11 protein-coding genes are annotated in these 15,058 nt (G+C 66.7%); 10 read left to right on the top strand and 1 reads right to left on the bottom strand.

Annotated features, from left to right (window positions below; all coding sequences use genetic code 11):
* Positions 1 to 278: 278 nt before the first annotated feature.
* The 8 genes from ACLNEE_RS12075 to ACLNEE_RS12040 all read left to right on the top strand — a co-directional run bounded on the left by ACLNEE_RS12075 (position 279) and on the right by ACLNEE_RS12040 (position 12,659).
* On the top strand, positions 279 to 3,860 hold the full coding sequence (locus tag ACLNEE_RS12075) for a TM0106 family RecB-like putative nuclease (protein ID WP_411422869.1): 3,582 nt from the start codon (positions 279 to 281) through the stop codon (positions 3,858 to 3,860).
* 88 nt (positions 3,861 to 3,948) lie between these two features.
* The gene (locus ACLNEE_RS12070) at positions 3,949 to 5,547 is read left to right on the top strand and encodes an HIRAN domain-containing protein (protein WP_411422868.1); all 1,599 of its coding nucleotides are present in this window, start codon (positions 3,949 to 3,951) and stop codon (positions 5,545 to 5,547) included.
* A 15-nt stretch (positions 5,548 to 5,562) separates the two neighbouring features.
* Positions 5,563 to 6,750: an exonuclease SbcCD subunit D gene (locus ACLNEE_RS12065; RefSeq protein ID WP_411422867.1), complete on the top strand. Its 1,188-nt coding sequence runs from the start codon at positions 5,563 to 5,565 to the stop codon at positions 6,748 to 6,750.
* A complete protein-coding gene (locus tag ACLNEE_RS12060; protein WP_411422866.1) occupies positions 6,747 to 9,794 on the top strand; it encodes an AAA family ATPase in 3,048 nt (1,015 codons plus the stop codon). Before ACLNEE_RS12065 ends, ACLNEE_RS12060 begins: the two co-directional genes overlap by 4 nt.
* 584 nt (positions 9,795 to 10,378) lie before the next feature.
* On the top strand, positions 10,379 to 10,825 hold the full coding sequence (locus tag ACLNEE_RS12055; RefSeq protein ID WP_412007174.1) for an SLOG family protein: 447 nt from the start codon (positions 10,379 to 10,381) through the stop codon (positions 10,823 to 10,825).
* Between the two features lie 48 nt (positions 10,826 to 10,873).
* Positions 10,874 to 11,515: a siphovirus Gp157 family protein gene (locus ACLNEE_RS12050; RefSeq protein ID WP_411422863.1), complete on the top strand. Its 642-nt coding sequence runs from the start codon at positions 10,874 to 10,876 to the stop codon at positions 11,513 to 11,515.
* Between the two features lie 86 nt (positions 11,516 to 11,601).
* Positions 11,602 to 11,814 carry a hypothetical protein gene (locus tag ACLNEE_RS12045; RefSeq protein WP_411422862.1) on the top strand — a complete coding sequence of 71 codons (213 nt, stop codon included), beginning with the start codon at positions 11,602 to 11,604 and terminating at the stop codon, positions 11,812 to 11,814.
* Positions 11,815 to 11,849: 35 nt separating this feature from the next.
* Positions 11,850 to 12,659: an RAD52 family DNA repair protein gene (locus ACLNEE_RS12040; RefSeq protein ID WP_411422861.1), complete on the top strand. Its 810-nt coding sequence runs from the start codon at positions 11,850 to 11,852 to the stop codon at positions 12,657 to 12,659.
* A 27-nt stretch (positions 12,660 to 12,686) separates the two neighbouring features.
* On the opposite strand, the gene ACLNEE_RS12035 is transcribed toward ACLNEE_RS12040, so the two are convergent.
* On the bottom strand, positions 12,687 to 13,049 hold the full coding sequence (locus tag ACLNEE_RS12035) for a hypothetical protein (RefSeq protein ID WP_411422860.1): 363 nt from the start codon (positions 13,047 to 13,049) through the stop codon (positions 12,687 to 12,689).
* A 674-nt stretch (positions 13,050 to 13,723) separates the two neighbouring features.
* Between ACLNEE_RS12035 and ACLNEE_RS12030 the strand changes: the two genes are divergently transcribed.
* Both ACLNEE_RS12030 and ACLNEE_RS12025 read left to right on the top strand, forming a co-directional pair.
* Positions 13,724 to 14,008, top strand: coding sequence for a hypothetical protein (locus tag ACLNEE_RS12030; RefSeq protein WP_412007173.1), 285 nt, complete (start codon positions 13,724 to 13,726; stop codon positions 14,006 to 14,008).
* Complete coding sequence (locus ACLNEE_RS12025) at positions 14,005 to 14,544, top strand: SLOG cluster 4 domain-containing protein (protein WP_411422858.1); 540 nt, start codon at positions 14,005 to 14,007, stop codon at positions 14,542 to 14,544. The genes ACLNEE_RS12030 and ACLNEE_RS12025 overlap by 4 nt, the downstream gene beginning before the upstream one ends.
* Positions 14,545 to 15,058 lie beyond the last annotated feature (514 nt).

Genomic DNA, 15,058 nt, shown 5'->3' with positions numbered 1-15,058 from the left:
CCAAGGGTACGGGGGCATGCAAGCCAAGGATGCACTGCGCGCACAGTTCTGGGCATCAGAGCGTTTCGCCTGTCGAGAGCATGCTCAAGTGCGAGCGGCAGCTCGAGGGCGACATGCGAGCGCTGTTGTGCAAGACCTAGCTCCTCCGACGCTCAGGAAGATGGTCAGTCCGGCAAGAGCAAGCTGTGCGACGAGCTGCTGGAGAGACTTCAACGGCTCTCTAGCCTTTGCGGATGCCACGGAGGGACACCGCATGAGTTGCTTCTGACGTCATGAGCTTGAGCACCACTGACCGCCTGGTTACTCCGTCGCAGCTGGCCCTTTTCAGCCGCAGCCCTGTGATCGGGGCCTGGTGGGAGGAGCTGGCTGCCCAGAAGCTCTTCACCGAACATCGCCCGGATGTGACCAGCCTCGATGAGCTGCTCTTCGCTTCTGGACATGAGCACGAGGAGGTGCTGCTGGCTGATCTGGAAGCCGCTGGGGCGGATGTCCATCGGCAGCAGCCAGTGGATCCCGCTGGCCCACCCCAGGAGCAGGACTATGCCAACACCCTGGCGGCCATGCGGGAAGGCCGCCAGTTCATCCATCAGGCGGCGCTCCGCAATGGCGAGATCCGCGGCTGGGCAGACCTGCTCGAGCGGGTGGAGGACACCCCCTCAGTGCTGGGGAGCTGGAGCTACCGCCCGATCGAATGCAAGCTCTCCAGCCATCCCAAGCCGATCTATCTGGTGCAGGCCTGTGCCTACTGCGAACTGCTGGAGCCGCTGCTGGGCCACCGCCCTGAACAGTTCCGTCTGTATCTGGGGGGCAAGCGGTTCCGCAGCTACGCCACCTCCGCCTTCTGGGCCTGGTACGAGCAGCTCAGGCAGCGATACCGCGACTTCCGAAGCAGCTTCGATCCTTCGGTAGAGCCGGAGGACGAGCCTGGGGATCACGGACTGTGGACCTCGTTCATCGACCAGAGGCTGGAGGACAAGAAGGACCTGATCCTGGTCGCCGGGATGCGCCGCACGCAGCGCGCCAAGCTCCGTGGCGCCGGCATACACAGAATCGATGACCTGGCGGCTTTGGAGCCTGGCGTCACGGTCAGCGGTCTGGATCCGGAGATTCTCGAGCGGCTACGTACCCAGGCCGAGATCCAGACCGCGCCAGCCCAGCCCGACGGCCGCCCGCCCTACCGGGTTCGTCCTGCCGATCAGCAGGAGCGGGGCCTTGGCGCCCTGCCCCTGGCGGATGAGGGGGATGTGTGGTTCGACATGGAGGGCTACCCCGATCCGATCACCGGAACCAAGCTCGAATACCTGTTCGGGGTGTGCTTCCGCGAACCGGGAAGCACTGACATTGCCTTCAAGGCCTGGTGGGCCCATGACCTGCCGGAAGAGAAGGCAGCCTTCGAAGGCCTGATCGACTGGATCGCCGCGCGCAGAGAGCGTCATCCAGGCCTGCACGTCTACCACTACGCCAGTTATGAGAAAACCGCGCTCGGTACCCTCGCCGCCCGTCATCAGACCCGCGAACGACTGATCGATCAGTGGCTCACCGAGGGGGTACTGGTGGACCTCTATCCGATCGTGCGCCATGGCCTGCTGCTGGGCGCACCGAGCTACTCCATCAAGAAGGTGGAGCTTCTGTATCAGCCGGCCCGGGAGGGAGCGGTGGAAACGGCTGCGGATTCCGTTGTTCAGTACGCCGAGTGGCTGCGTTCAGGTGAACCACGAAGAGCCGGAGAAGCCCCCGCCGGTAGTCCACGACTGCAGGCGATCGAGGATTACAACCGGGAGGATTGCCTCTCCACCGCCCGGCTGCATGACTTCCTGCTGGAGAAGCGGCGCCTGCTGGGATTGCCGGAGAGGCCGCTCGTGCTGCCAGGCCGGCTCGAGGAAGAGGCCGAGTTCGGTTCGGCCGGTGCTGCAGAGAGCGCGCAGGCCCAGCGCAACCGGGAAGCGATCGAAACCCTGATGCGCACCTCCGAGGTCCTGCTGGAGGAATTACCAGCAGAACGGCGGGACACGCCCCAGCCACCGCCTCCAGGTGTGGATGATCCGGCGGCAGCCGCCACCGAGGCGGCCGAGGCGGCGCAGGGGCCAAGGGAGCTGAGCATTCGCCTGCATCGCCTTCTGGCTCAGTTGCTGCCGTTCCATTTGCGCGAGCGCAAGGTGGAATGGTGGGCGTTCTTTGATCGGCTGGAGCAGAACCCCGACGAACGCTTTGCCGATGCCGAGGTGATTGCCGCTGCCACCCTTGAGTCCATCGAGGAGAAACAGACTGCCCGCGCGACCCACAAGGAGCTCACTTACCGCTTCGACACCGAGCAGCCGCTCAAGCTCAGAAATACAACCGGCAACCTGCTGCGGCTCTACATGCCCGATGAGGAGCTTTCGCTGGCTGCCGAGGTGGACGAGGAGGAGGGAGCGGTTCTGCTGAAGCTCACCGGCAAAGTGGAACGCGAGCGTGCCGAAGCCGGCCGGCCGATCTCCGTTCCGGCGCGAACGGATCTGGTCCTGTTTCCGCCCGACATCAGCCAGCATCTCAGGCCCCATCTGGCCCGTCAGGCCAGGTCCTGGGTGGATGATCGCGAGCACCTGTCGGCGGCGATGCTGCATCTGCTTGAGCGCCGGACGATGCCGGAGCTGGAGCCGATCAACGCACGCACCCGCCAGGCCGCAGACAGCACGGCCTCCGATCTGGCGGCGTTCCTGGCCACGGCCGATGGTGTGGCGTTGGCGTTGCAGGGCCCGCCCGGCACCGGCAAAACCACAGTCACCGCGGAGGTGATTGCACTCCTGGCGGCCCGGGACCAGAGGATTGCCGTGAGCTCCAACAGCCATCCGGCGATCAATCACCTCCTCCGTCGCTGCCAGAAAGCCATGGAGAACAACGGCAGCAAGGCCAGGGTGGTGAAGTGCACCGGCAGCTCCCCTCGGCCCGATGACGAGCAGGCCTTCGAGGGCACAGGTATCTCCTGCGTGCTGCAGAAGGACCTAAGACCGGAGATGGCGGTGGTGGGCGGCACGGTCTACGTGTTCGCCAAGCATGAGGAGGAACCCTTTGATCTGCTGGTGATCGACGAGGCCGGCCAGGTATCCCTCGCCAACCTGCTGGCGATGGCGTCCTGTGCCCGCAACATCCTGGTGGTGGGGGATCAGCAGCAGCTCAGCCAGCCCACCCGCGCTGCTCACCCGGGGGACAGTGGTCTCTCCTGCCTGGACTACGTGATGGAGCATCACGCCGTGGTCCCACCGGACCGGGGCGTGTTCCTGGCCACCAGCTGGCGCATGGCGCCGCCACTGGCGCAGGTGGTGTCCGAGCTCTTCTACGAGGGAGAGCTCACGGCAGCTGCAGCCAACGCAGCCAACCGGGTGGAGTGGAGGGGTCCGGCCCAGGGACTGCTGTTCCTGCCGGTGCCTCACACGGGCAACAGCACCGGTTCCGATGAGGAGGTGGAGCAGGTCGCTGCTCTGGTGGCGGCCCTGCAGGGTCAACCCTTCCGTCGCGCCGGCCGCGATGGCGTCGAACCAGGGGTGCTCGATTGGCGCGAGATCCTGATCACGGCCCCCTACAACGTGCAGGTTTCCCGCCTGAAGCGGCGCCTGGGCCCCGAGGCCCGCATCGGCACGGTGGATAAGTTCCAGGGCCAGGAGGCGGCCGTGGCGATCCATTCGCTCACCTCCTCCGATGCCGAGCAGGCACCGCGAGGGCTGGGCTTCCTGCTTGATCCCCATCGACTGAACGTGGCGATCAGCCGGGGGCAGTGCCTGACGATCGTGGTGGGCAGCCCCACCCTCTCCAGCGGCATCGCCGCCCAGGTCGAAGAGGTGATCCAGCTCAACCGCCTCTGCCGGTTGATGGCTGAGTGCTAAGACCCCAGACAGGCCACTGCAACAGCGGGCTCTTTCTTTTGGCGGCTACCTAGGGTTCTTTTCAGCACGGCCATGCAGCCTTCCGCCGATGGCTCCCAAGGGCAACCTGTTTCGAGGGCTACGGGATCTGGAGGCTGCCGGCTCGGCCGAGAGGCAGGCGGCGCGGCGACTGCGGCAGCAACAGAACACTGGCGAAATCCTCCAGACCTTCCTGGCCTATCGCCTCGCGGATGCCCCCGAGAAGATGGCGCTGGGCATCGCCATCGGCGATCCCCTTCTGCTGCGCCACGAACCGGACAACCCGTGGGACCCGAATGCCGTGAAGGTGTTCTGGCAGGAGCAGTGGATCGGTTACATCCCCAAGGACATGGCGGAGCTGATTGCTGCCGAGGTTCCCGATGTCGCCACCGGCCTGGCGGCGGTGGTCACGGGTCTGTCCACCACCTCCAGGCGGGACGCCTTCCGCTTGCAGATCTCCATTCCGATCGAGAAGGCCAGCCGCCGGCTGAAGGAACTGGGCGTCAACAGTGCTTTCGCCTGGGACTTCGATCGCACCTCAGGCGCGGACAAGATGCGGCTGGTGATCAGCGGCACGGAGACCGCCTTTCGTGAACTGCAGCAGCTGCTCAGCCAGGCCTACGACGTGAGCAAGTGCGGCTACAGCTATTACCCCACCCAGGATGGCCGCCACTATCCCTGGTACCTGAGTCTCACGGACTCCACGGGGCGTGCCCCTGCCGATGAGGCAGCCGTGGAGCAACTGATCCGCTCCCAGTTCGGTCTGCCGAGTGAGACCTCCCGCCAGCGCGAGCGCAAGGAACGACTCGAGGAGCTGGAGCGCAAGCAGGAGGAGATCAGCCAGCGCCTGGCCGCCACCCGCGCCGATGAGGCGCGCCTTCGGCGCGAACTCGAGAACAGCCGGCAGCAGCAGCAGAAACGTACTGAGCAGGCCGAGGACCAGAAGGACCTTGCCAAAGCAGAGGCCGAGAAACTTGCCCAGGCTCTCTCCATTGCCAAGCAGGAGCTCGACCTGGCCATCAAGGAGAACGATGGTCTGACGCTGGAGCGCGAGGAGCTGGAGAATTCCCTGGCACTGAAGCAGGAAGAACTCGACTTCTTCTATGAACTCAGTGATGGGGTTGGTGGAGGCCTGGAGGCCCCATCCGTCCTGACCTCAGCAGCAGCGCAGGAGACGGAAGAAGCACTCACGGATCGATTGCTGGACGTGCTGCAGAAGACCGCTGCCGGTCTCAAGCCCCGCCGCATCCTGGAGTTGGTGGAGGAGCTCTGCCCGGAGAGCTTCGTGGTGCTCGACTCGGCCTGGAAATCAGCTGATGAAGCGGCCGGCTTCGAGCAGGGGGACCGGCTGTTTCAACGGCTCTGGCGACTGGCCACCGGCTATCGAGAAGCCCGTCTGGCCGGCCAGCCCGATGTGGTGGGTATCCAGGTGTTCGGAGCCAATGCCTTTGCGGCCCGCGAATCCGATGGCATCGAGAAGAGCCCCACGGCCAGGCGCGCACGTACCTTCAGCTACCGGGGAGAGGAGGTGGTGATGTGGCAGCACCTGAAGATCGGCGTCAAGGATTCGGTGAATCGCACCCTGCGGGTTCACTTCCTCTGGGATCCTGAGGCGGGAAGGGTCGTGATCGGCCACTGCGGCAAGCATCTGCCCGTGCCGGGACACTGACAGCAAGACTCTCTGATGCGGCTGCTTCACACCTCTGACTGGCACCTGGGCCGGAATTTCCACGGGGGCTCCCTGCTCGAAGACCAGGCGGCTGCCCTGGCCCGGATCGTGGAGCTGGCCAAGGAGGGATCCGTCGATGCGGTGCTCATCGCGGGCGACATCTACGACCGGGCGATTCCCCCGGCCGAAGCGGTGCAGCTGTTCAACGACGCCCTGGCCCAACTGCGAGAGACCGGAGCCGCGGTGGTGGCGATCGCCGGCAACCACGATTCCCATGTGCGGGTGTCGATCTATGACCCCCTGCTGAGCTCGTTCGGGGTGACGATCCGGGGTGACGTGCGTCGGGCCCACGAACCTGTGCTGGTGAGCCCACGGCTTGGAGGTTCACCTGTGGCGGTCTACCCCCTCCCTTATCTGGAGCCAGCGGTGGATGGGCCAGGTCTGGCCAGCTCCGCAGATGAGGAGGCTGCACCAGTGCCGGCCCGCCTGCGCCATGAGGACGTGACCCGCCTGGCACTGGATCGGATCCGCCGGGATCTGCAGGGGCGCCCGGATCACCGTTCGGTGCTGGTGGCCCACACCTTCGTGGCGGGCGGGGAGAGCTCCGAATCGGAACGGGAGCTCACCATCGGCAACGTCGATCGGGTGAGTGTGGAAGCCTTCGCCGGCTTCGACTACGTGGCCCTGGGCCATCTGCATGGCTCCCAGCAACTGGATGGACCACGGGTGGCCTACTCCGGCACCCCCCTGCCCTATTCCTTCTCGGAGCAGCACCACACCAAGTCGGTTCGGATCGTGGAGCTGGATGCCGCTGGCAACGCAGCCGTGGAGATCGTGCCCCTGGGGGTGGGGCGATCGCTGTGCACCATCAAGGGTGGGATCGAGCAACTGCTTACGGATCCGCAGTTCGCCTCGGCCGAGGAGGCTCGGGTGCGGGTGATCCTCACCGACGAGGCGCTGCCCCTGCAGGCCATGGCTCGCCTGCGCGGGCGGTTCCCCCACGTGGCCGAATTGCGACACCGGCCGCCGGATGTGGTCCGCTCCACCGCCAGTGAGCGGAATCAACAGGTGCGGCAGTCCACCTCGCCCTTGGCGTTGGCGACGTCGTTCTTCGCGGATCAGCAGGGGCGAGAAGCCAGCGAAGCGGAGGCTGAACTCCTGCAGGAGGCCCTCGAAGCGGTCAGCAAGGGAGGGGAGCGGTGAAACCCCATCACCTCAGGATCGAGGCCTTCGGGCCCTACGCCGAGCCGGTGGAGATCGGCTTCGATGAGCTCAGCCAGGAAGGCCTGTTCCTGATCCACGGCACCACCGGTGCCGGCAAGACCTTCCTGCTTGATGCCCTCTGCTTCGCGCTCTACGGGGAGGTGTCGGGTGATCGCAGCGTCAAGGCGTTGAAATCGGACCACGCCGAACCCGCGGCGGTGCCACGGGTGAGCCTGGAGTTCTCCTCCGGCGGGGCCCGCTACCTGGTGGAGCGTTCCCCTGCCTACATAGCCCTCAAGACCCGGGGGGAGGGAACCACCGAGAAGGCGCCGCAGGCAGCGCTCTACCGGCTGGTCGGCACCGAGCGGGAAGTGATCGTCAGTCGGACCACCGAAGTCACCCGGGAAGTGGAGGGTCTGGTGGGTCTGAACGCCGGGCAGTTCCGGCAGGTGATCCTGCTGCCCCAGGGCAAGTTCGCCGAGGTGCTGCGGGCCAAGGCCGACGAGCGAGAGGCCCTGCTCAAGACCCTGTTCGACACGGTGGTGTTCGAGCAGGCGGGCTACTGGCTGGAGGACAAGGCCAAGGCTGCCCGCGGCGAGGTGGCCGAGCAGAACAGGGCCCAGGAGGTGCTGCGCAACCAGGCTGCCCATGAGTGGGGCCCCTTTGCCCCAACCCCAGCGGAGGGTGAGGCGGAAGAGGAGGAGGCGCAAGCCGGTGAAGCAGTGCCAACGGATCAGGCGGGCCTGGATCGACTAATCGAGCAGATTGCTGCGGTGGTGGTGGGAACGGACAGTGCTCTGAAGCAGGCCACCGCAACCTGGAAGTCGGCCCAGACTGCGAAGGCCGAGATCGACAAGGTGGCGGACCGCTGGGATCGGCGGAATGTAGCCAAGGCAAAGCTCGAGGCACTGGAAGCCCAGCGGGACACGGTCGAGATGCTGAAGCTGCAGCTGGCCACTGCTGTCAGAGCCGAGGCCCTGCGCACCAGCGTGGATGCAGAACGATCGGCGCGAGCTGCCCTGAACACGCTGCAGGGCAGCATCAAGGTGCAGTTGCAGGCCGCCATCCGTGCCAGGGACGACGCGCAGGCCCTGCCGGTCTCGGTGGTCGTGCTCGACCTGCTGGCCCTACCCAGCCTGGAAGACCTGAACGAGGCGACCAGCGACCTGGCGGCGCGTCGGGCGGAAGTGAGTGGACTGGCGAAGAAGGCTCTTGAGGCGGCCCAAGCGAAGAAGAAGGCTGAAGATGCTGTTGGGCTGGCCAGCAAGGCGGAAGCGGAGCGAACCACCAGCACCACCGCCAAGGAAACGAGGCAGCAGGAGCGGGAAGCGGCCGCCAAAGCATTCACCAAGGCCTGCTCGGCCCGTGACCAACTCGACGGTTTGCAGCGGGCGGCCCAGGAGGCCCGCGAGCGTGCCGGGGCTGTAGACGCCTTGCCTAAAGCCCAGAAAAGAGAGGGCGATGCCGTCGCCGCAAAGACGAGCGCCGATGCGCAGGTGAGCAAGGCGAACGCGGCCTTTGTGGCACTGCGGCAGCGTCAGATCGCCGGCATGGCCGCCCGCCTTGCTGGGGGCCTGGAGGACGGTGCCCCCTGCCCGGTCTGCGGTTCCTTGGAGCATCCCGCGCCAGCCCAGCCCTCGGAGGATGCCGTCAGCGACGACGCGATCACCGCGGCGGAGACCGTTCTGGCCACGGCGACCAACGCTGCCGAGAATGCTGCGGTGGCGGTCGCCGAAGCCCTGGCCGCACGCAAGGCGGTGCTCGAGAAGGCCGGCGATGCCGCCAACGATCCTGAGGCTGCCCGCAAGGCAGCCAGTCAATCCGCCGAAGCACTGGCTGCGGCACAAGCCCTGGCCAAGACGGTCGACACCTTGGAGGCGGCGATCAGCCAGCACGACCAGGACCTGAGGGACCTCGAGGTAGCGATCCAGACGGCGACGACGCAGATTGCCCTGCAGGGCCAGACCGCCGCCGATGAAGCCAAGCGGGCCGAAACCCTGTCAGCGGAAATCGTCAAGGAGCTTGGGGAGGGTGTCGATCCGCAGGCTGTGCTCCAGACCTTCGTGCCCCTTGAAGCGGCCCTGAAGGCACTGGCGGGAAGCTGCCAGGCCAGCACCAGTGCCACAACGCGGCTGGAGCAGGCGTCAGCCCGTCTGGAGAAGGAACTGAGCGGATCGGAGTTTGCCGATGTCAGGGCTGTGGAAGCGGCCCTCAAGGATGAACCTGTCCGTCAGAAGTGGGAGCAGCGGATCGAGGCCTTTGAGAAGGAGGTGACCGGGCAGACCGGCATCCTGGCCTCGCCGGACCTGGCCGACCTGCCCCAGGAGCGACCGGACACCGCTGCTGCTGCAGAGATGGTGGTTTCAGCTGATGCGGCGCGGACGGCGGCCGTGGAGCGCCACACCCAAGCCCGCCGTGGCCAGGGCGAGATTCAACGGCTGGCCGGCGAGCATCGTGAGGGTGAAGTTTCCCTGGTGCAGAAGCGTGAACGCGCCCAGCTGCTGAGTGCTGTGGCCGATCGCTGCCTGGGCAAAGCAGCTCCCTTCATCTCCCTGCAGCGCTGGGTGCTTTCGGCTTACCTGGCGGAGATCTGCCGCTATGCCAACCAGCGGCTGGAGCTGATGACGTCGGGTCGCTATCAGCTACGGCTCACTGATGAGGGCGGCCGCGGTGGCCGCAATGCCGGCCTGGGCCTGCGGGTGCTGGATGCCTACACGGGCGAGGAGCGGGAGGTGAGCAGCCTCTCGGGCGGCGAAACGTTCCAGGCCTCGCTCGCCTTGGCGCTCGGTGTGGCCGACACGGTGCAGGCGCATACCGGCGGGGTGCATCTCGATGCCCTGTTCATCGACGAGGGCTTCGGCACGCTGGATCCCGACAACCTGCAGCTGGCGATGGATGAACTTGACCGCCTTCGGGAAGGGGGGCGAATGATCGGGATCATCAGCCATGTGGGAGCCCTGCGGGAGAGGATCCGCTGCGGCATCGAAGTCCTCGCCAGCGATCAGGGCTCAAGGGTGTGCGTCGGCACCCCGGCCATGCTCTGAGCCTTGGAGCCACCCCGGCAGCGGGGCGTGATGGTGTCACACGGCACAAGGGCTGCGCGAGTCGGTGAGGCCGCTGCGCGGTCACCGACCCTTGCGCTCGCGTGATCTCCTTGCTCCTCGCCGCCGCCGGGATGGGTGGCTGAGGTCACCTCTGCCCGGCGCCTCTCCCGCGGCTGCGGTGGCGGTGCGTATTCGGGCCGCAGGTGGTGGATCAGGGGCGCTGGTTGCGAGGAGTTGCCTCGCGCGGCTGCGCGGCTGTCCGTCAGGCCTGGAGCCTCAGGCCGGTGGTCAAGATGGCCAGCTGGCTGACACTTCATCCAGGCCCATCCGCCTCAGACAGAGCCCCGGAGAAGCCAGTTACCGCAGCGGGTCTGCAGAATCAGAAGTACACGTGTTCTGGTAGAATAAGAGCTGCGCCAAAGGCCCCGAGCCCATCGCCTGCGGCAACATAATCCCCTGATCTCGCCATCATTGCCGCGCTTGCACGAGCGGCATGATGCCCCGATCAGTTGTCATCTACGGCAACTGATTCCATGGCTGTCTGTCATTCTTCCGGGCCCGCAATGGGCCCGTCTCGTTCCATTGTGATCGCTGCCGGTGGCGGTCGTGATCTGGCCTGGCCCCATCAGCGCGTGGCGGCGGAGCTTCTCGCCCGCAGCGGTGGTCGGCTTGTCCATCTGCTGCTCCATGGCGGGGCCCGCGGCGCCGATGCCGCCATCTCCCGTGCTGCCCATCAGCTGGGCTGGCCGGCTCATGCCCTTCCTGCCGAATGGCGGCGCCATGGCCGGGCCGCCGGGCCGATCCGCAACCGGCAGCTGCTCGAGCTGGCGATCACCCAGGCAGAGGCCTGCAGCACTGCTGGTTCTCTGGTCTCCGTGCTGGTGGTGGCCTTCCCCGGTGGCGCCGGCACGGCCTCGCTGGTGCAGCAGGCCCGCCGCATGGCTTCCCGTGCGCCGGTGCCCATCACCGTGGTGGAAGTCAGCCCATCAGCCGGCCGCTGGGCCGATCCGGCTGCGGCCTCTTGCCTTTGAAGCCTTCCCCGCCACTTGGCGCCTCTGTCCCATCCCCCTCTCACCGTCATGCCTGTTCTCACCCCCATCCCCACCGTTCCCGCCGCTCTCGCCACTGCCCCAGCAGCGGCTCCCCAAAAGGCCGCTGGCCCGGCCTGCTCCCTGCAGCGCGCCGGTTCCCTCTGGCAGCTGGGCATCGAGGCCCAGGAGCTCACCACTGCCATCAGCCAACTGGCCGAGCAGCTGGAGTCCGATGACCCCGAGCAGCGCCAGTCAGCCCTCGCTGAGCTGGAGGCCGCCCTGCTGGCCGAGGAAGGCAACAGGCAGGCCCTGGCGGCCAAGGCCGATGCCACCTGCTGGGTGATCGAGCACCTGCGCGGCCAGGCCGCTTACCGCCAGCAGCAGGCCAAACGGCTCACGGAGCTTGCCCGCTCCGATGCCGGCCGGGCCGATGCCCTGGAGGAATCGCTGGTGCTGGTCCTCACCCGCCTGCAGCCGGCGGCCACTCGCTTTTCCTTCCCCAACCACGAGCTCAGCAGCCGCAGATCCCAGGCCGTGGTGATCGACGACGAGCAGGCCCTCGAACCCGAGTGGTTGACGGTGAAAACCACCAGCCAGCCCGATAAGGCCGCCATCAAGGAAGCCCTCAAGGCCGGCCAGCAGATCCCTGGCGTCCAGCTCCTCTCCCGCCGCTCCTGGCGCATCCACTGAGGGGGCAGTGCCCCCTTTCACAGGGGCCTGCTGCAGGGGCGGGCCCAGACACGCCTCCAGTCGACATCTCCACCACGTCAGAACCCATGGATCTCTCCACCTACGGCAGTGCCGGCTCCACCACCACACCCACCAGCCCGCGGCCCAGGGGCCACATCTGGTCCACACGGCTGAGCAGCTGGGTGGTGCCGATCACCCGCAAGCCGGGCCGGCGGCCCTCGCCGGATCACATCCACTGCAGCGAGCCGCCCTGCTGGGTGTTGATCGAGCCGCTGCCGCCTGAAACGTCCGTCCACTGATCCCGGTCCCTTTTCCCACTCACCCCTTCGAAGCCATGACCTGCACCTTCTCCGCCGAGCAGATCGCCTCCCTCTGTGCCCCCCTCGATCGCGCCAAGGTGCGCCAGCGCGAGCAGGGCCGCACCAAGGTCAGCTACCTGGAGGGCTGGCAGGTGATCGCGGAAGCCAATCGGATCTTCGGGTTCGATGGCTGGCAGCGCGAAACCATCGAGGTCCGCTGCGTGAACCAGGCCGAGCGCCCCATCGGTGCCAGGGGCCCAGGCCGGGAGGCCCGGCCCGGCTGGGGGGTCACCTACACCGCCCGGGTCCGCGTCACCGTCGGCGGCACCACCAGTGCAGCCGCGGTGATCCGTGAGGGCAGCGGTGCTGGCCACGGCATCGACGCCGATCTGGGCCAGGCCCATGAGTCCGCCCTCAAGGAGGCCGAAACCGACGCCATGAAGCGGGCACTGATGACCTTCGGGAATCCCTTCGGCCTGGCGCTCTACGACAAGCAGCAGCGGGAGGTGACCCAGGCGACAGGGGAGAGCAGCGCTCTTCTGCCTGTCAGTGCCAGCAACGGCACACGATCGATCCAGCGCAGCCCGTCCCCCGTGGCCCCGACCGCCGTAGCGGAAGCCAGCGACGACCCCGGCCTGACGCCCCTCGACCCCGCCGTCATCCGCCAGGTCCTCTCCACCCTGCGCGGTCTGCCTCGGCCAGTGCTGGAGGTCTTCACCAAGGCATTCCGCAAGCGGTTCCAGGTGCCCCAGGAGGCCACCTCCATCGCCGATCGGATCCTGCAGAAGCGTCACCACGACTGGATCGAGGCCTACCTGGTGCAGCACCAGCAGGTCGCTGCCTGATGGAGGGATCCGCTGGGGCGCAGCCGCTCAGGAGGTCTCCTCGGGGTTGAATCGCGCCGCGCCGGCATCAGCCCAGCAACCGAAGGTGGGCATGGGACGGATGCCAGACAGGGGTGAACATTGCTCGGCGATGTGCTGCTGCACCTCTTCGCTCTGGAGGTGCAGCGGCAACACTTCCAGGCAGCCGCTTCCAGAGGCCAAAGCGAGCTCGTGGCCTGTCATCAGCGGGAGAAGATTCAGGTCCCCGAAGTGCTCAGAGCTGGCGAACGCCAGCAGCTTGTCGCCTTCGGGGTCTTCGAAGTAGGCAACCGTGTAGAAGGTGCCGGAGGGCCCTTTCGCTGTCGTCACCACCTTGTGGAGCAGGGCTCGCGTCGGTTGATCCGTCGCCATCGTTCCGCTCTCCCCTCAGGCGTGATCGACTGCCGTCCCTGGCCGGGACATCCCCATCGATGTCACCTGGTGGGAGCGGTTGAGCGGCGCAGACCCAGTCCCACCCCATGGATGGGAGGTTGTGGAGTCGTGCGGATCGGGCTCCGGAGGCTGCCCGGGATGATTCAGCATGAAGGTGCTCCAAGACCAGTGGAGTAACCCGCAAGGGGAGGCTCAGGGAGGTCAGAGTCCCTGGGCCCTTCTTGCGTGGAAGGGCCGTGCCGTGCGGACTCCAAGGTCTAGCACCGGCTTCTGACCGTTTCACGGGGTCTTGCCACTACCGGTGGAGCCTTGCGCCTGATCGACCGCCAGATTTGGTGGTCAGCCGTAGGATCGCCCCCTGGTGATCCGGCTCCGGGAGTCCCGCGGTTGGGCATCCCGAGAACCGCCGCAGCCTCATTCCAGAGGGATCAAGCAAAGGCATTGCACCGCAACGACTCTCACTGTTCTCAATAAGGGGTCATGTGACAGCCGCAGAAGTGTTAGTGGCTCGGGCTGCCTTTGGTCCGGCCAGGGCCCGGGGCCCGCTCGTCACGGCAGGCGTCTCGTTCGGCCAGTGGGTTGCGGCCATCGAGCGGCCGATGGTCGCGACAGCCGGAAACCGTGCTAGTACAGGCGTACGCATCGAATGGTCCATGGCGGCTCCCCGTCCCTCTCCAGCAGCACTGGCCTCCCGGCTCGAGAGTCCGATCGAGGAGTGGCCCTATCTCGATGAGCAGGTGCTGGTCACCACCCGCAGCCGCAAGGTCTGCATGACCTGCCACTTCTTCCGCCACCACTCCGGGGCGAACTGCATCCCGCTGCTGACTTGCCAGCTGCACCAGGGCCTGATCGCCCACGGCGCGCACCTCACCCACCGCTGCCAGGGCTGGACCGACGACCTGACGCGCCAGCGGGGCTGGTGTCCGGAGGTGGCATGAGCAACCGGCGAACGGTGGTGGGCGTGATGGGTGCGGGGGAGGGGGCCTCAGCGGAGGCCATGCATTTGGCCGAGGAGCTGGGGCAGTGCATCAGCGCCAGGGGGTGGGTGCTGCTCACCGGTGGCCGCCCGGCTGGAGTGATGGCAGCGGCCAGCCGCGGCGCGGCTCGGGTGGAGGGGCACCTGGTGGTGGGGGTGTTGCCCGATGAAGGGAAGGCTGACGACAGGCAAAACACGGCGGACCTGGATCTGGCCCTGTTCACCGGCATGGGCAAGGCCCGCAACGTGATCAACGTGCTCAGCGCCGATGTGGTGGTGGTCTGCGGGGGCGGTGGCCCCGGCACAGCCTCGGAAGCCGCCCATGCGCTCAACGGCGGCAGGCCACTGATCTTGCTGGCGGTGCCGGCTCTGTGGTGGGACTTCTTCTGCTCGCTCGGCGAGGGGGTGGAGAGCGCGAGCGACGTGCAGGAGTGCTGCCGGTTGATCGAGGCACGGCTGGGGACTGTTCTGAGCCGAGCCAAGGCCCCACCCTCGTGATCGGGTTGCCGTACTGACACCATCGCCAAACGGCTCTATCAATGAATCAGAGGCCACGACCAGGGCAGCGCGAGCCGAGACCCTGCAACCGGCCCAAGGGCGCCCGACACGGGGCGCCCTTCTTCATGGCTGACACGCCACCAGCGTCACGCCGCAGCGCTGATCACAACCGGCGCCGCAGCCAGGCCTGTCTCATCAGGGTCGGCGGCTGGCTGGTGCTGGAAATGGCGCTGGGAGGGTTTGAGTTCCAGGCCGACGAGCCGATGCCTCACAACGCTTCGGATCCACGCCTGAAGCCATGCAGACCCCTGGTCACAGCAGCGTTGACCACTCGGGGAGACCACAACCAGTCGAGCGGAATCGCCGCTTCCCAGCCGGCTCTTGCCGCGGGTGTCCTTCAGCCAGCTGGGAACCAACCCCCAGCGGTGCTGGGTGACGCCTGGTTCTGGATCGAGAGGCTGTCCGGCGAATCCAGCCAATCCCTTGTATTATCAACGTATTACAGTGAGGCACA

Source organism: Aphanothece stagnina RSMan2012, from assembly GCF_046764815.1.
In the GTDB taxonomy this organism is placed as follows: Bacteria; Cyanobacteriota; Cyanobacteriia; order PCC-6307; family Cyanobiaceae; genus NIES-981.
Note: the sequence above shows the minus strand (reverse complement) of the source record. Positions and strands in the feature narration are given on the sequence as shown.